The organism is Brachybacterium sp. (assembly GCF_036379615.1).
Classification (GTDB): Bacteria; Actinomycetota; Actinomycetes; order Actinomycetales; family Dermabacteraceae; genus Brachybacterium.
Genome location: NZ_DASVGJ010000028.1, coordinates 20,672 through 37,240 on the forward strand (window position 1 = coordinate 20,672; position 16,569 = coordinate 37,240).

A 16,569-nucleotide genomic window follows, 5' to 3' on the forward strand; every position below is an offset into this window, starting at 1 on the left:
TCGTCATCCACTGACAGGGGAGCACCGCAGGGTGCTGAGAGTGCGCGTTGGGCGCAGACCCTCGAACCTGATCCGGCTCGCACCGGCGTAGGGAGTCGGGATATCCGTGGGGCGCCGCCGGTGCCCTGCGCCCCTTCCAGAGGGAAGGAGAAGTGATGACTCGTTTCCGTACTGTGGACCTGCTGGTCACCGTCCTGATCGGGGCCGCCTTCGGGGTCGCGTTCCTGGGCTACGGGCAGCTGTACACCCTGATCGGCCCGCTGACGGCTGCGTTCAAGCCCGCCGAAGGGCTGCTGGCGGGGATCTGGTTCCTGCCGGCGATCCTCGCCGCGCTCATCGTCCGCAAGCCCGGCGCCGCGCTGCTGGCCGAGATGGTCGCGGCCGTGCTCTCGATGCTGCTGGGCAGCCAGTGGGGCTGGGGCACGGCGGTCTCGGGCCTCATGCAGGGCGGCGGCGTGGAGCTCGCCTTCCTGCTCACCCGCTATCGCCATTTCACCCTCCCGGTCGCCGTGCTGGGCGGGCTGCTCTCGGCGGTGCTGGAGTGGGGGTGGGAGAAGTTCGCCTACTACCAGGAGATGAGCTGGGCGTTCTCGTTCGCGATGCTGGGCGGATTCCTCATCTCCGGGGCGCTGCTGTGCGGCGTGCTGGGCTGGGCGGCGAGCCGTGCCCTGGCCGCGACCGGCGCCCTGGACTCCATGCCGGCGGGCCGGGAGCGTGCCCAGCGGGCGCGCGCGGTCCCCGCCGTCGGAGCTGAGGGATCGGATGCTCAGCGCGCAGCCCGGGACGACGCCCGGGCGTGACCGCCCTGTCCCTGAGGGGGCTCTCCTGGCAGCCGTACTCACGGGCCGAGCCCACCCTCCTCGACCTCGACCTGGAGATCCCTGCAGGGCAGCGCGTTCTGCTGGCCGGGGCCAGCGGCAGCGGGAAGTCCACCGTGCTGCGGGCCCTGGCCGGACTGCTGGATGAGGAGACCGGGGAGCTGAGCGGCAGCGCACCGGGCCCCAGCCGTCCCGGCGAGCGGGGCCTGCTGCTGCAGAATCCGCTGGACGCCCTGGTCGCTGCGACCGTCGGCCGCGAGGCGGCCTTCGGACCGGAGAACGCCGCGCTGCCCCGGGAGGAGATCCAGGCACGCACCGCCGCCGCACTCGATGCGGCGCTGGTGGATCTCCCCGCCGGCCGTGCACCGCTGGACGCCTCGGGCGGGCAGCAGCAGCGCCTCGCCCTGGCCGGATCGCTCGCGCTGGAGCCTTCCGCGCTGCTGCTGGACGAGCCGACGTCGATGCTCGACGAGGACACCGCCGCCGCGGTGCGCGAATCCCTGCTGGCCGCTGCGGCGGACCGCACCCTGGTGATCGCCGAGCACCACCTCTCGCCGTGGCTGGATCACGTGGATCGCCTGATCGTGCTCGGCGAGCAGGCACAGATCCTGGCCGACGGGCCGCCGCACGAGGTCGCAGCAGGCCTGATCCAGGACTCCGACGCGCCCTTCCATCCCGCAGATCGTGAGCACGACAGCGGCCAGCCGGAGGGTGCGATCATCGCCGCTCTGCGCGGCATCGACGTGCAGCGGGGCGGCCGCGCCGTGCTCGCGGACCTGGATCTCGAGCTGCGCAGCGGGCGGCTGAGCGTGGTCACCGGACCCAGCGGCAGCGGCAAGACCACCCTGCTGCGCACGCTGCTGGGATTGACCACGCCGTCCGCCGGGAGCGTGGAGCGTCCCGAGCCCTCACGGATCGCCTTCGTGCCGCAGAACCCCGCACACTCCTTCGTCGCGGCGAGCGTGCGTGAGGAGGTGCTCGCCTCTCCCTGGGCCCGCGACGAGCAGCTCGCCGAACAGCTCCTGGAGCGGGCGGGCCTCAGCGCTCTCGCCGAGGCCAATCCCCATACCCTCTCCGGAGGGGAGCAGCGTCGCCTGGCGATCGTCGCCGCGCTCGCGCAGGAGCCTCGCCTGCTGGTGCTCGACGAGCCCACCGTGGGGCTGGACGACGTGCGCCATCGGGAGGTGCTCGAGCTGCTGGAGGCGGCGCGGGCCGAGGGCTGCGCCGTCGTCGCCGCCACGCATGACCCGGTGCTGAGCGCGCGGGGCGACGACGAGTGCCACCTGGACGGGCCCGCTCCTGAGAGGAGGACTGCTCCCGATCGCACCATCAGTCCGGTCCCGCGCTCCCGCACGATTCCGGCGGATGCCCTGAATCCCCTCACGCTGTGCCTGATCGGGATCCTCGCCGCGATCGGGTCCTTCGCGGTGCAGTCCTGGCAGGGCGGGCTGCTGGCCCTGCTCCCCCTCGCGCTGCTGGCACCTCTCGCCGTGCGGTCCCTGCGCGGGGGTCTGCTGCGGCTCACTCCGATCCTGCTCTCGGCCGCGGGCCTGGCCTGGACCACCGCGCTCCTGGGCGATGCCCCCTCCCTCTCCGGTGAGGCCTGGCTGCTGGGCGCCAAGGAGGCCGCGCGCATCACGGTGTTCGTCGCGCCCGGAGTGCTGGCGCTCGGCAGCGTGGACCCCACTGCGCTGGGCGATGCGCTCGGAGGCAGGCTGCGCATGCCCGCGCGGATGATCGCCGCCTCGGTCGCAGGGCTCATCCGCGCCGGTCACCTGGGCCGGCAGTGGGAGATCATCACGCATGCCAGGATCCTGCGCGGTCTCGGCACCCGCACCTCCCCGCGGATGCTGGCCGGTGCCACCCTGGCCCTGCTGGTCGATGCGCTGCGCGGCGCCCAGCAGCAGGCGCTCGCCATGGACTCCCGAGGCTTCGCGACCGCGACCACCCGTAGCTGGGCCTTGCCGAGCCCGCTGCGTCGTGCGGACCTGCTGGGCATGGCGATCGCCGTCGGGCTCGCAGTGTGGCCGCTGCTCGCGGAGCTGCTGGTGGGGTGAGGGCTGCTGGTCCTGCCTCCATCGGCGGAAGGCAGCGCGCAGCATCCGGCAGTGGCCCCGCAGTAGTCTCGTTCCATGACGGACAACGACCCCACCACCGACGAGGCTGCCATCGCGCTGGCCCACTCCCTGCTGGACGCCGCCCGCACCGGTGACGGCACTCCCCTGCTGTCCCTGATCGACCAGGGAGCCCCGGCCGATCTCCGCGACAGCTCCGGGAACTCCCCGCTGATGCTGGCCGCGTATCACGGGCACGCGGAGCTGGTGCGCGACCTGGCAGCGCGCGGGGCCGACGTGGACCTCATGAACGATCGTGGGCAGTCTCCCCTGGCCGGAGCCGCTTTCAAGGGCTTCACCGCCGTCGCCGAGGTGCTCCTCGAGGCCGGCGCCGATCCGGACCTCGGCACCCCCAGCGCCCTGGAGACGGCGACGTACTTCGAGCGTGCGGAGATCGTGACGCTGATCGAGTCGCGCCGGGCGTAGGGCGGGACGCCGACCCGGGTCGTCCGCCCGGGCCGCGTCTCGCGTGCCTCAGCCGCGATGCGGCCGCAGCACCATCGCCACGTGCTCGATCCCGGCCTCCAGGAACACCTCGCTCACGGTCTCGAAGCCCATCGAGGCGTACCACTGCTCCAGGTGGGCCTGGGCGTCGAGGTGCACCTCCGCGTCCGGCGCGATCTCGCGGGCATGGGCGAGAGCCCCGACCATCAGGCGACGGCCGTGCCCTCCGCGCCGATGGTCGGCCCGCACCACCACCCGGCCGATCCGCACCGTGCCGTCCGCTTCCCGGAGCACCCGAAGGTGCGCGATCGGATCGCCCGGCACGCTCGCGCCCGCTGACTCGGACCTCGGGAGTTCGAGCCACAGGAGCGTCGTGGTGGCCTCGAGCTCGCGACCGTCGAGGTCGGCATCCGTCGCGTGCTGCTCGAGGGTGAAGACGTCCTGACGGAGCTTGACGAGCAGGTAGAGCGTGCGCGGGTCGATGTCGGGGAGGGCGGCGTGCCGCAGGACGGCACCGGTGGATTCAGGCATGGCGAGAAGGCTACTGCCGCCGCGCGAGCTGTGCGTCGACCATCCGGGTGACGACCTCGCGCCAGTGCGCGCCCATCACCTCTCCGCCGTGGCCCTCCTCCTCGACCACGATCAGCTCGCTGCCCGGCCAGGCACGGTGCAGCTCCCACGCGGTCTGCGCCGGGCAGGAGACGTCCCGGCGACCATGGATCAGCACGCCGGGGATCCCGGCGAGGCGAGGCATCCCGCCGAGCAGGCCGCTGCCGGGCTCCGCACCCCACGGCACGGACCAGTCCGCGACGAAGCCGTCATGGGCCCAGTAGTGGGTGACCAGACGGGCGAAGCCCCGCTCATACGCCGTCACCGGAGCGTCCGGCGCTCCGGCGTGCGCGGTGGAGGGCCCGCCCCCACCTATCCCGATGTGGGCATCCTCCCAGGTCATCCAGGTCCGGGCGGCGAGGTCCACCAGTTCCGGGTCATCCCCGGTGAGCATCTGCCGGTACGCCTCGACCAGTCGCCGCCGCTGCGCGGAGCGGTCACGGCGGTCGAAGCCGCCGCGGCTCTCGGCGAGAGCGGCGAGCGCGTCCCAGGCCTCGGGGTAGAGAGCGCTCACCCCCTCGGTGATCCAGTCGACCTCGCGGCGGGAGGTGGAGGTGACGGCGAAGAGCACCACGCCGAGCACCCGCTCAGGATGGGCCTGGGCGTAGGCGAGAGCGAGCGTGCTCCCCCAGGAGACGCCCTGCACGATCCAGGCCTCGATCCCCAGGTGCTCCCGCAGCACCTCGAGGTCGGCGACGAGGTGCGCCGTGGTGTGGCCCGAGAGATCCACCGGTCCGGGCGCCCCGGGAGTGGGGAGGGAACGCCCCGCGCCGCGCTGGCACAGGCCGATGATCCGGGCGCGATCCGACGGGGACTGCCGGCGGTAGCCGGGCGTGAGCCGTCCGCCGGGCCCGCCGTGCAGGTAGAGAGTGGGCACGCCGCCCGCGACGCCGGACTCCTCCCAGAAGATCCGATGGCCGCCGCCGACGGGGAGCAGGCCCTCGGCGCGGGTGGCGGGCGGCGCCGGCGCCGTGGCCGGTCCAGGCGGCGTGGGCGATCCGGGCAGAGTGGGCGGTCCGGGCGGCGTGGGCGGTCCGGGCGCAGTGGGCCAGGTGCTCACGCCGCGCGTCCGTCGGCCGCCTGCGGGCCCAGCGCCCAGGGCGCGGCCGGGTGCTCGCGGGTCCAGTTCGCGCGGCGGCTGCGCACGCACTGGCAGCGCGGGCACCAGAACACCGTGCGCGCCGCGAGGTCCCCCGAGCGCACCGGGGTGCCGCACAGCCGGCAGGGCAGGGTCTGGCGGTGGTACACGTAGAAGGACTCCTCGCGAGGCACCACCCCCGGATCCTCATCGCCGTTCTGGCGGGTGCCGCGGGAGCGCTCGATGATCCGCGCCTCGAGCTCGCGATGCACCGGCTGGGTGGTGACGATCCGCCCGGTGCGGGCGCCGTAGTGCATCAGCGCCACCAGGTCCTCCCACATCTCCTCGAGCATCCCTGCGCTGAGCTCCTTGCCCGGGACGAAGGGGTCCAGCCTGGCGCGGAACAGCAGCTCGGCGCGGTAGATGTTGCCGATCCCGGCCACGACCTTCTGGTTCATCAGCAGGGCACCGATGGTGGTGCGGGAACGCCGCACCGCCTCGACGAAGCGTCGACGGCCGCTGCCCTGTGGGTCCGGGCGCAGCGGGTCCGGGCCGAGACGGTCGATCACGGACCGCCGCTCCTCCGCGTCGAGGATCTCGCAAGCGGTGGGGCCGGTGAGATCGGCGAGGCCATGAGCCCCGGCCACCCGCAGCCGCACGGTCTCGCGCGGCACGAGGCGGCGCCAGTCGGCGGTCCCGCCGCCCGACCCGCCGTCGCCCAGCTCCTCCTCCTGCTCCCCGACCCGCAGCCGGGGTGCGCCGATCGCGTGCGCGTCGGCGAACCCGGGGTCGCCCGCGAAGGTCCAGGAGCCGTACAGGCCCAGATGGACGTGCACGTGCCGCACAGCGGGCGAGCCGCGGTCGACGTCCCCCGAGGGGGCGAAGGGGAGGAAGAGGTGCTTGCCGACCGCCTCCGCACCCAGCAGCACCATGCCGTCCAGCTGGGACGCCTCGGAGAACCGACCCTGCGGGCTCGAGGTGCGCACCCGCTGCCCGCCGAAGCCGCGCTCGAAGGCCGCGGCGAGCCGGTGGACGGTATGTCCCTCCGGCACTATTCGCCCGTGGTCGCCGCGGAGGTGCCCGTGCCGTATCCGCCCGTGCGCTCATAGAGACCGACCAGGTCGATCCGTCGCTGATGGCGCTCCTCGCCCGGGAACGGCTCGGCCAGGAACAGGTCGATCAGCGCCTCGAGCTCGTCCTCCGAGTGCTGCCGCGCCCCGACGGAGATGACGTTGGCGTTGTTGTGCTCACGGGCCAGGCGGGCGGTGTCCTCGTTCCACACCAGGGCCGCGCGGACCCCGGCGACCTTGTTCGCCGCGATCTGCTCACCGTTGCCCGAGCCGCCGATCACGATGCCGAGCGAGGAGGGATCCGCGACCACGGCCTCGCCGACGTCCGTGCAGAACGGCGGGTAGTCGTCCACGGCGTCGTACTCGTGGGCACCGTGGTCGGTGACCTCATGGCCCTTGTTCTGCAGCACCGCCACCAGGCGGTTCTTGAGCTCGAATCCGGCGTGGTCAGTGCCGATGTGGACGCGCATGTCTGAGTTCTCTCTGTCGATCAGCGGGGGGAAGATCAGCGGGGGACGAAGGGTGCAGCGGGGATGCGGCGGGTGGTGACGCGAGCGGGATCAGGCGAGGTGATCAGCTGAAGTCGATGCCGCCGGAGCGGGAGCGCTTGAGCTCGTAGAAGCCATCGATGCCGGAGAGCGTCTCGAGCGCATCCAGCAGCTTCCCGGCCTGCTCGCCCTTCGGCGCCGGGGAGACGACGGGGCCGAAGTAGGCGGTGCCCTCGCCGAAGGAGATCACCGGAGTGCCCACCTCATCGCCCACCCGATCGATCGCGCCCTGGTGGGAGGCGCGCAGCGACTGGTCGGTCTCGTCCCCGGCCACCGGATCGTAGACGTCGATCAGGGAACCGGGCAGACCCGCGTCCTCGAGGGCGGCGATCGCGGTGGCGCGACGGTCGTCGCTCTGGCCGCCCACGTGATAGCGCTCGCCCCAGGCGGTGTACCAGCGGGCGAACGCCTCATTGCCCTCGGCGCCGTTGATCGCGATCGCGAGCCGGGCCGGCCCCCAGGAGTCGTCGAGCATGGCGCGGTAGCCGGGGTCGAGGTCACGACCCTCGTTGAGCACGGACAGGGACATCACCGAGTACTTCGGGGTGATGTCGCGGACTGCGGCGGCCTGCAACAGCCAGCGGCTGGTCATCCAGGCGAAGGGGCAGACGGGATCGACGAACAGTTCGACGGTGCGCGTGGTCAAGGCGACTCCTCGGCTCGGGGGCGATGCCGCCATTCTGTCACCGGAGGCGATCCGGCGGGCTGTCGTCCCTCCCGTGATCGGGACGACACCGTCGGGGAGGGAAAAGACATTGCACGGCGAGGGCGGGACGGGTTGGATCAGCAGGTGCTCGATTCCCGTTCCGCGCCCGCCGCGACCACCTCCGCTCCCCGCGCCCCAGCGCCCGGGGTGATGCGCTCGATCGTCCGCGGCAACCGCCGGATGCTGGCCGTCGCGCTGCCGCTCGGGACGATCTCCGAGGGGGTGGAGCTGCTGATGCCGATCGTGCTGGGTCTGATCATCGATCACGGCATCGTCGGCGGCGATCTGCGGCTCACCATCCTGGGCGCCCTGGGTCTGATCGGGATGCGGCTGCTCGGAGTGGTGCTCTGGGCCTGGGTGTTCCTCCAGACCCAGAAGGCGTGCATGTACGAGCGCCACCGCCTGCGCGTGGGACTCACCGGCGCAGTGCTCGACCCCCGCTCGCGGACGGTGCGGCGCCCGGCCGGTGAGGTGCTCTCGATCGCCACCTCCGATGCCGACAAGGCCTCGGACCTCATGGACCTGCTCCCCTGGGTCGTGCCCTCGCTGCTGGCCGTGCTGGCCGCCGCCGCGTATCTCGCCGCGATGGACCTCTGGCTGGGGCTGGCGATGCTGCTCGGGATCGCCGTGATGGTGGTGGTGATCCGGGTGATCACCCCGACACTCTCCGCCCGCTACGACGACCAGCAGTCGCAGGCAGCGGAGGCGGCCGCCACCGCGACGGACCTGGTCCACGGGCTGCGGGTGCTGCAGGGTCTCGGCGTGCAGAGCCGAGCCCGGGCCACCTACCGCCGCACCTCGCGCGCCGCCCTCGGAGCAGCGCTGGTCAACGCCCGCTACTCGGGGATCTCCTCAGGGCTGACCACGCTGGTCACCGGCACCATGCTGGCCGCCGTGGTGGTGCTCGCCGCATTGCGCACCCTGGACGGCGCCCTCTCCATCGGGGTGCTGATCGCCGTGGTGGGCGTGGCCCGCTACGTGATGGGCATGCTGCAGGGCCTCTCCGGCGCCCCGGTGTGGTGGGCCGGCATGTCCACCTCTGCGCGGCGCGTGCGCGACCTGTACACGGACCTGGGGCGCTCCGTCGACGATCCCGAGCTGGGCCTCGGCGTGCTCACCGTCCAGCGTGACGAGCGCGGCGACTCCGGAGCGGTCCAGGGCCGGCGCGGCGCGGCCGGCGGCCTGCACCTCGCGCAGCTCTCGGTCGCCGACGGGGAGATCGTGGCCCTCGCCTGCGCCGACGCGCAGGATGCGGAGTCCGTGATCGATGCCGTCAACGGTCGCAGCGAGCAGGGGGCACGCATCGGCGAGCACCCGCTCTCCCCCGAGGGCCGCCTCGGACTGCGCTCGGACCTGCTGGTGGAGCCCCATGTGGTGGACCTCTTCGACGGCACCCTGCGCGAGCAGCTCGCCACCCGCGCACCGGACGGCACCGCGATCGAGGACGACGCCTGGGCGGGCCACGCCCTCCACGCGGCCGGGGCGGAGGACCTCCTGCGGATCCTGCCCGAGGGCTACGACACCCGCATCCTGGATCGCGGAGCGAACCTCTCGGGCGGTCAGCGCCAGCGGATCGCCCTCGCCCGAGCGGTGGCGGCGGATGCCCCGGTGCTCGTGCTGCACGACCCGACGACCGCGGTGGATGCGGTCACCGAGCAGAACATCGCCGAAGCGCTGATCGCCGCACGCCGCCGCACCGACCGCGCGACCCTGCTGGTCACGCGCGCACCGGCCCTCCTGCAGGAGGCGGACCGAGTGGTGTTCATGCAGGACGGCGAGGTCCTCGCCGAGGGCCCGCACAACGAGCTGATGGGACATGAGGGGTACCGGGAGGTGGTGCGACGATGAGCGAGATCGACTGGAAGCGTCCTCTGGAGGACGTCCTCGGCGACGACGCCACCGCCCGGCGCCAGCTCGCCGAGCACGCGCAGCTGCTGCCGATCGCTGATGCCCGCACCTCGCTGCGCTTCATGATGGCGCGGCTCCGGCAGCACTGGGGCTCAGCCCTGGCCACCTTGGTGATCACGCTCGGGGGCGCGGTCGCCGCGGCGATCCTGCCACGGCTGATCGGTTCCGCGGTGGACGTGGTCGCCGCGGGCGGACCGGTCGAGCGGATCTGGACCCTCGGTGCGCAGATCCTCGCCGTCGGCGTTCTCCAGGCACTGCTGACGGCTCTGGGCTGGTCGATGATCTCGGCGCTCGGCCAGCGCATCCTCGCCGGCATGCGCGAGGACGTCATCGACCGGGCGCTGGACCTGCCGGCGCAGTCGATGGAGACCACCGGCATCGGGGACGCCCTCTCCCGGGTGGCCGACGACGTCGACGTCGCCGCCCGGGCCGTGAACAACCTCGTCCCCAACCTGATCCAGCTCGGCTTCCTGGTCGCGATCACGCTGGTCGGGATGGCGACGCTCTCGCCCTGGCTGCTGCTCATGGTCGTGATCATCGTGCCGATGTACGTGCTCGCAGCGGTCTGGTACCTGCGCCGCACCGGACCCATCTACCGCCGCGAGCGGATCGCGATGGGTGCCCGCGCGCAGGGGCTGCTCTCGGCGATCCACGGCATCCCCACGGTGCACGCCTACGGCATCGAGCGCCGCGAGACCCGCCACGTCGCAGTGCTCTCGGAGACCGCCGCCCTGCTGAACATGCGAGTGATGCACCTGGTCAGCCGCCTGGTGATCGGGCTGAACCTGCCTGAGAACCTGGCCCTGGCGATGGTGCTGCTGTTCGGCTTCCTGATGGTGCAGGTGGGCGGCGCGCCCATCGGCATCGTCACCGCGGCCGCGATCTACCTGGTCACCCTGTTCTGGCCGATGATGGCGGTGATCTTCAACCTCGACGAGGTGCAGTCGGCGCTTGCGAGCCTGGCGCGGATGGTCGGGGTGATCACCTCGATCGATCCCGCCGCCTCCCCCGGCACCGAGCGGCCCGCGGACGCCTCGATCCGCCTCGAGCGGGTCTCCCATGCCTACGGCGAGGACGCGGACGGCGCCGAGCGCATCGTGCTGCGCCCGATCGATCTCGACATCGCCTCGGGCGAGGTGGTCTCGCTGGTGGGAGCCTCGGGAGCGGGCAAGTCGACGCTCGCCGCGATCCTCGCCGGCACGCTGGTCCCGCGCCACGGCAGGGTGCTGCACGGCGGGGCGGATCTGACCCGTGCCGATCTCGAGGCGTCCCGCGCCCACTCCTCGATCGTCAGCCAGGATGTGCACGTGTTCCGCGGCACCCTGCGTGCAGACCTCCAGCTGGCCGCGCCGCGCGCCCAGGACGAGGAGCTGCGCCGGGCGCTGCGCCGCGTGGACGCGCTGTCCTGGGTGGATCGTCTGCCCCACGGGCTCGACACGGAGGTCGGCGAGAAGGGCGAGCGGCTCACGGCCGAGCAGTCCCAGCAGCTGGCCCTGGCCCGGATCGCGCTGCAGGACCCGGCGGTGCTGATCCTCGACGAGGCCACGGCCGACGAGGGCTCCTCGGGGGCCCGGGTGCTCGAGCGGGCCGCGCTGGAGGTCGCCCGGGGCCGCACCACGATCATCGTCGCCCACCGTCTCTCGCAGGCTCGGGTCGCCGACAGGATCCTGGTGATGGCGGACGGCGCCGTCGTCGAGCAGGGCACGCACGACGAGCTCGTCGCGCTCGGCGGGGACTACGCCCGGCTCTGGGAGGCGTGGTCCGCCTGACGAGTCGGCAGTGCCGGGGGCTGCGGGTCAGCGCCTGCGAAGCCGCAGCACCAGCACCCCGGCGACGCCGGTGACCAGGCCGAGCAGGGCCAGCGCCCCAGCCCCCGCGGAGGTCGCCAGGCGGGCCCAGGAGGCCTCGATGCCGAGGGCCGCGAGCGGACCGTGCTCAACCGTCGTCGTGCCGAGCTCGAGCACGGTTCCGTCGGGGGCGTCCCCCGCGGGCTCCCCCTCGACCTCGAGCGTGAGCACGACGGTGACGGGCTCGTCGCCCGTCGGCTCCGCCCCGGCCGGTCGCTGCAGTCGCTGGAGGTGGACGGTGTGCATGCCCGGCAGCCAGGCCGTGGCGACGGAGGGGATGTCCGAGCTGCGATTGCCGCGATCCACGGGCGTGGTCATGCCGCCGCCGGCCACACGGTCGTCGCGGGACATCCGCCAGCTGCCGCCATGGACGGTGACCTGCTCGCGGGCGGCGTTGGAGACGTGCAGGTCGAGCTCCCCGGCGTCCTCCGGCTGTGCGGTCTCCTCGACGCGCCAGCGCAGCCGCTGCCCCTCCTGGACCGGGATCCGCAGCAGGGCCGAGTCCCCCGGCCGCAGCTCCAAGACGTAGGAGCCGGGGTCGACCTCCGGCGCCGTCGCATAGGAGGTGCCCGCGTCGAGCGGCGAGTCCTCCGAGGGTGCGACAGGTGCCGCACCCTCGTCCTCGATCTCCTCGGTGACGGCGGGGGCGCCGCCGCCCACTCCGGCCGGCTCGATCGCGACCTGGATCTCGACGGGGAGGGGCTCATCGCCCCACCGGGTCCCCTCCCGGGTGATCTGCAGGAACAGCTCGCTGCCCGCGCAGCCGTCCCAGCCCATCACACCTGAGACGGCGCTCGAGGTGACGGGCCCGTCTCCGGTCATCCACTGGCCCACATCGTCGGTCCCGTCGTCCTCGCAGCCGTCACCACCGGCGGTGACGAAGGTGATCCCGACGCCGAGGGGATCAGGCTGCTCGGGGATCCCGTCCGCATAGGGCGGGGCGGCGATGGTGGCCGCGGCGTGCACCCGCTGCCCGCTCTCCACCGCGATGCGGTAGTACTTCGAGGTGCCGGAGGACTCGTCCGAGCTGCTGCCCCCTCGCTCGAAGACGTCCTGGTGGATCCCCGGCAGGAGCAGCGGCGCCTGGGCCTGGGACCCCGCGCCGGTGACCTCCGGACCGGCCGCCTGATACGGGCGTGAGCCGCTCCCGTCCTCCGGGTCGGCATGCGCCGCGAGCGGCAGCCCCCACAGCGCGAGCGCACCGACCAGCGCGAGAGCGAGCGCCGGGAGGAGTCGCGCCGCCTGCGCGGGGGCCGCCGGGCCGCGTGCTCCCACGGCGTGCCGGGACGCATCGTGGTCTCGCGCGGTGCGGATCATGCGCACTCCAGGGGTCGGTGGCGGGGAAGGGAGGGTTCAGCCGAGGCAGTTCCGCCGGGAACGGCACAGAGCACAGAGTGCCAGACGAGGTGACCTAGCATGACGTCCATCATGTCCGATGTCATCGCCGGTCGTATCGAACTTCTCGATCCCCTTGCCCGGGGCGCCTCGGGCTCCTTGTGGCGTGCGATCGACCGCAGGTACGACGCGGTCTGCGCAGCGAAGGTGATGCGGCAGCGCGACGGGGCGGAGGTGCTGCGCTTCGTGCGCGAGCAGACGGTCGGCTCGGCCCAGGGCCTGGGCCGTCACCCCCATCTGCTGCCGCCCTACACCTGGGTCGCGGAGGACGACACGATCGTGCTGGTGATGCCGCTGGTGCACGGCGGCACCGTCGCCGGTGCGGTCGCGGAGCACGGCGCGCTGTCACCCTCCCTGGTCGCGCAGCTGCTGCGCCAGCTGCTGGACGCGCTCGCGGCGATGCACGATGCGCACTGGGTCCACCGCGACGTGAAGCCCGCGAACCTGCTGCTGGAGCCCACGACCGATGGCGTCCCGCACCTGCTGCTGGCCGATTTCGGCATCGCCCTGCACGAGATGGACGTGCGGCTCACCGAGACCGGCTTCGCGCACGGGACGCCCGGCTTCATGGCGCCTGAGGTGCTCGAGGGCAGCGGCACCTCCGCGGCCCAGGACGTCTGGGCCGCGGCCGCCTGCGCCCTCGAGGCTCTCGCCCCGTCCAGGCCGCGAGAGCATCTCGCCCCGGCCGAGCTCCCCGGGCGGGTGCACAGCGCCCTCACCGGGTCCATGGATCCCGCCGCCCGCCCGCTCGGGGAGCTGCTGCAGCAGATGCTCGAGGCGGACCCGCTCTCTCGCCCGGCGGCCGCGGAGGCCAGGGACCGCATCCCGCGCCCCGCAGCCCCGGCGAGCGCCTGGGCGCGCACCGCGACAGGGGCACCCTTCACCGTGCGTGACCGGATCGGGGACTTCCCGGAGCTCTCGGCATCGGGGGCGCACACGGAGGTCCCTCTGGATGGGCCCGAGTCCCTCGTGGGCGTGGCGCCCGGCCTCCACGAACGGCTGACCGCCCTGTCCCGCTCGGCGACCTCGCCACCGTCGGCCGCGGGAGCCCCCGCAGGGTCCGCGCAGCCCGCACCGGCACAGCCCGCACCAGCGCAGCCCGCCGCCCGAGGCTCCGCTCCCCCGGCATCCCCGGCCGGCGCGCCGCCGGCCGGTGGAGCAACCGGGTCCGCACCGGATCCGGACGAGGACACCACCGACCGCTTCATCCACGCCCCGACGCGGCAAAGCCCTGTCGCGCCGTCCGGTCCGTCCGTGCTGTCCGGTTCGTCCGTACAGTCCGGTCCGTCCTCCCCGTCGAGTCCCCCGCGACGTCGCGGAGGACCGCTCCGGACCGGGCTGATGCTGCTGGGGGTCTCGGCGATCTCCTTCGCGGGCGCGGCCGCGCTGCTGTGGTCGGCGCTGGGTTGAGCCCGCCCCGACCGGGGCGCTGCCCGTCAGGTGACCGCCCGCAGGGTCATTCCCCCGGCCGCACCAACCCGGATTCGTACGCCGCGACCACGAGCTGGGTGCGATCGCGCAGCAGCAGCTTGCCGAGGACGCGCGAGACATGCGTCTTGACCGTCTGCTCCGCCATCACCAGCTCGGCCGCGATCTCCCGGTTCGCGAGCCCGCGGGCGACCAGGCGCAGCACGTCCAGCTCCCGCTCCGTGAGGACCTCCAGGCTGGCATCGGCCTCGGCCGCCCGCTCGGGCCGGGCCACGAAATCTGCGATCAGCGCCCGGGTCACCCGAGGCGCCAGGAGGGACTCCCCACCGGCCACCACGCGCACGGCGTGGACCAGCTCCTGGGGTGTGGAATCCTTGAGCAGGAACCCGCTCGCCCCGGCCCGCAGCGCCGCGAAGACGTACTCGTCAGCATCGAAGGTGGTCAGCATGATGATCTTCGGCGGCGAGCCCGGCATCTCGAGCACCAGACGGGTGGCCTCGAGCCCCCCGACGTGCGGCATGCGGATGTCCATCAGGACCACGTCGGGCCCCAGCTCCCGCACGACGTCGACGATGCCCTTCCCGTCGGACGCCGTGCCCACCACCTCGATGCCCTCCTGCGCATTCAGCAGGGCCTCGAATCCGCCGCGGATCATCGACTGGTCATCGACGATCAGCACCCGGATGTCGGTGCCGTCGGTCTGCGCGGGATGGTCCATGCGCCCACGGTATCCCCGCCCGCCTGGAGGGAGCCGGTGTGTTCCTCATCCCTGACCGGCACGCCCTGCGCCGCCTCCGCCATGACCTGGCACTGGTGATCCTCGGGCTGCCGCTGACCCTGCTCGCCGCCCTCACGCTGCTTCCGCTGATCGCGGTCTCGACCGTGCTCTCGATCGTCTGGGTGGGTGTGCTGCTGCTCCCGCTCACCCTGACGCTGGCCTCCGCCTGGGCCCGGCTGGACCGCGCACGACTGCACCGCTGGGGACTCGACGTCACCGCCCCCGACTACCGTCCACGTGGAGAGCGTGCCGTCGGGCTGCTCCGTCTGGTCACCGATTCCCGGCGCTGGCTCGACCTCGCCTTCGAAGCGGTGATCGCGCTGCCCGTCCGCGTGCTCACCGCGGGGGTCACCCTCGCCTGGGCGCTGGGCGCCGCGGGAGGTCTGACCTGGTGGGCGTGGTCGCCCCTGCTGCCGGAGCAGGGCATCATGCTGCCGGGCCAGTGGGCGCTGGCGATGATCCTCGGTCTCGTCCTCGCCTTCTCCTTCCCCGCCATGGTCCATGCCCTCGCGCTGCTCGATGTCGTGGTCACCGCACCGCTGCTCGGCGGAGCCGTGCCCGGATCCCGCATCCGGCGGGCGATCCCAGCGCCACCGGCCCCGGAGGCGGACGCACGGCTGCGGGAGAGCGCCTGGACCCGGATGACCGTCGCATTCCTCGCCTTCGTGCTGGTCGTCGTGGCCTGGCCGGTGACCGCTGCGGTCTACGGGGTCCACGCGGCCTCGGCGATGCTGGTCACGATCGCGGCCGGTGCCGCCGCGATCCTGGCCCTGCGCTGGCCCTGGGCGGGTCTGTCGCTGTCGGTGGTCGCTGCGGGGTCGATGATGCTCGTGACCCTCCCGGCCCAGGCCGCAGCGCCCTGGCCGTGGCCCGTGACCTCTCTGCTCACCCACTGCCTGACCCTGCTCGTCCTGGCAGTGCTGCACCGGTGGTACTGGACGGTCTCCACCTGGTCCGCCGGGGCGGTCCTCACCCTGATCGCTCTGCTGATCACCGATGCCTCCGCGATGCCCGACGGCACCCTGCGCGAGGTGATGACCAATGGTGTGGTGCTGCTGGCGATCAGCGGCGGGACCATGCTGCTGGGGATCACCGTGCGGCAGTGGGTGCTGGTCAGCGGACAGGTGGAGCAGGCGCAGACGCTCAGCGCGGAAGAGGTGCGTCGGCGCTACGAGCTCGAGGAGCGGGGCCGGATCGCGCGTGAGCTGCATGATGTCGTCGCGCACTCGATGTCCGTGATCACGGTGCAGGCCGGGACCGCGAAGTTCCGTCTGCCGGGACTGGATGCGAGCACCGAGCAGGAGTTCGAGGACATCGCCGTCTCCTCCCGCCAGGCCCTCGGCGAGATGCGCTCCCTGCTGGCGACCCTGCGCACCGACGAGGACCTCGCGGAGGTGCCGATGCCGGGGCTCGAGGACCTCGAGGACCTGCTGCGCTCCACCCGGGCCTCCGGCGCCTCCATCGTCGCGGAGATCTCCCCCGCCCAGGTCCCTCCGACGGTGGGCCTGACCGCGTATCGGGTGGTCCAGGAGGCTCTGAGCAACGCGCTGCGCCACTCCCGCGGAGCGGCGATCCGGGTGCAGGTGGCAACGGTCGACGGTGCTCTGCTCGTCGAGGTGATCAACACTCGGCCCCGGCATTCGCAGGATCCCATCCCGGGGTCCGGGCTGGGCCTGGCAGGGACCCGGCAGCGCGTCCGCGCGCTCGGTGGTGCCGTGGAGGCCGGACCGCGCGCCGACGGCGGCTTCGCCGTGGTCGCACGGATTCCTCTCCCGGACCCCCTACCCCGGTAGGGGGTCGAGGTTCGCTCCGCCGGGTGACGCGCG

14 protein-coding genes and 1 riboswitch are annotated in these 16,569 nt (G+C 73.1%); of the genes, 7 read left to right on the forward strand and 7 right to left on the reverse strand.

The features are described 5' to 3' along the window. Positions 1-5 precede the first annotated feature (5 nt). A riboswitch (TPP riboswitch) is annotated at positions 6-111 on the forward strand. A 44-nt stretch (positions 112-155) separates the two neighbouring features. The 3 genes from VF289_RS04945 (at position 156) to VF289_RS04955 (ending at position 3,358) form a co-directional block, all read left to right on the forward strand. After that, complete coding sequence (locus tag VF289_RS04945) at positions 156-800, forward strand: ECF transporter S component (RefSeq protein WP_330881700.1); 645 nt, start codon at positions 156-158, stop codon at positions 798-800. Further along, positions 797-2,875 (forward strand): ATP-binding cassette domain-containing protein, encoded by a 2,079-nt coding sequence (locus VF289_RS04950; RefSeq protein ID WP_330881702.1) that lies wholly within the window; start codon positions 797-799, stop codon positions 2,873-2,875. The genes VF289_RS04945 and VF289_RS04950 overlap by 4 nt, the downstream gene beginning before the upstream one ends. Before the next feature lie 75 nt (positions 2,876-2,950). After that, positions 2,951-3,358, forward strand: a complete 408-nt coding sequence (locus tag VF289_RS04955) for an ankyrin repeat domain-containing protein (protein WP_330881704.1) — start codon at positions 2,951-2,953, stop codon at positions 3,356-3,358. A 48-nt stretch (positions 3,359-3,406) separates the two neighbouring features. Here the strand turns inward: VF289_RS04955 and VF289_RS04960 are convergent, their stop codons facing one another. From VF289_RS04960 to VF289_RS04980, 5 genes are all read right to left on the reverse strand, one after another. Continuing rightward, positions 3,407-3,907 carry a GNAT family N-acetyltransferase gene (locus VF289_RS04960; RefSeq protein WP_330881706.1) on the reverse strand — a complete coding sequence of 167 codons (501 nt, stop codon included), beginning with the start codon at positions 3,905-3,907 and terminating at the stop codon, positions 3,407-3,409. A 10-nt stretch (positions 3,908-3,917) separates the two neighbouring features. Continuing rightward, complete coding sequence (locus VF289_RS04965; protein ID WP_330881708.1) at positions 3,918-5,045, reverse strand: alpha/beta fold hydrolase; 1,128 nt, start codon at positions 5,043-5,045, stop codon at positions 3,918-3,920. Continuing rightward, positions 5,042-6,115, reverse strand: coding sequence for an Fpg/Nei family DNA glycosylase (locus VF289_RS04970; RefSeq protein WP_330881710.1), 1,074 nt, complete (start codon positions 6,113-6,115; stop codon positions 5,042-5,044). Before VF289_RS04970 ends, VF289_RS04965 begins: the two co-directional genes overlap by 4 nt. Then, the gene (locus tag VF289_RS04975; protein WP_330881712.1) at positions 6,115-6,603 is read right to left on the reverse strand and encodes a ribose-5-phosphate isomerase; all 489 of its coding nucleotides are present in this window, start codon (positions 6,601-6,603) and stop codon (positions 6,115-6,117) included. The genes VF289_RS04970 and VF289_RS04975 overlap by 1 nt, the downstream gene beginning before the upstream one ends. A gap of 103 nt (positions 6,604-6,706) precedes the next feature. After that, positions 6,707-7,327 (reverse strand): disulfide bond formation protein DsbA, encoded by a 621-nt coding sequence (locus tag VF289_RS04980; RefSeq protein ID WP_330881714.1) that lies wholly within the window; start codon positions 7,325-7,327, stop codon positions 6,707-6,709. Between the two features lie 144 nt (positions 7,328-7,471). Here VF289_RS04980 and VF289_RS04985 point away from each other — a divergent pair, with 144 nt between their 5' ends. Together VF289_RS04985 and VF289_RS04990 are read left to right on the forward strand one after the other, a co-directional pair. Beyond that, the gene (locus VF289_RS04985) at positions 7,472-9,235 is read left to right on the forward strand and encodes an ABC transporter ATP-binding protein (RefSeq protein WP_330881716.1); all 1,764 of its coding nucleotides are present in this window, start codon (positions 7,472-7,474) and stop codon (positions 9,233-9,235) included. After that, positions 9,232-11,064, forward strand: coding sequence for an ABC transporter ATP-binding protein (locus VF289_RS04990; RefSeq protein WP_330881717.1), 1,833 nt, complete (start codon positions 9,232-9,234; stop codon positions 11,062-11,064). Before VF289_RS04985 ends, VF289_RS04990 begins: the two co-directional genes overlap by 4 nt. A gap of 27 nt (positions 11,065-11,091) precedes the next feature. On the opposite strand, the gene VF289_RS04995 is transcribed toward VF289_RS04990, so the two are convergent. Further along, entirely contained in the window at positions 11,092-12,459 is a 1,368-nt protein-coding gene (locus VF289_RS04995; protein ID WP_330881718.1) for a hypothetical protein, read from the reverse strand. A gap of 99 nt (positions 12,460-12,558) precedes the next feature. On the opposite strand from VF289_RS04995, the gene VF289_RS05000 reads away from it, so the two are divergent. Then, positions 12,559-13,947 carry a serine/threonine-protein kinase gene (locus tag VF289_RS05000; protein ID WP_330881719.1) on the forward strand — a complete coding sequence of 463 codons (1,389 nt, stop codon included), beginning with the start codon at positions 12,559-12,561 and terminating at the stop codon, positions 13,945-13,947. Between the two features lie 46 nt (positions 13,948-13,993). Here the strand turns inward: VF289_RS05000 and VF289_RS05005 are convergent, their stop codons facing one another. Next, the gene (locus VF289_RS05005; protein WP_330881720.1) at positions 13,994-14,683 is read right to left on the reverse strand and encodes a response regulator transcription factor; all 690 of its coding nucleotides are present in this window, start codon (positions 14,681-14,683) and stop codon (positions 13,994-13,996) included. 38 nt (positions 14,684-14,721) lie between these two features. On the opposite strand from VF289_RS05005, the gene VF289_RS05010 reads away from it, so the two are divergent. Beyond that, a complete protein-coding gene (locus VF289_RS05010; protein WP_330881722.1) occupies positions 14,722-16,536 on the forward strand; it encodes a sensor histidine kinase in 1,815 nt (604 codons plus the stop codon). The last annotated feature ends 33 nt before the right edge of the window (positions 16,537-16,569 follow it).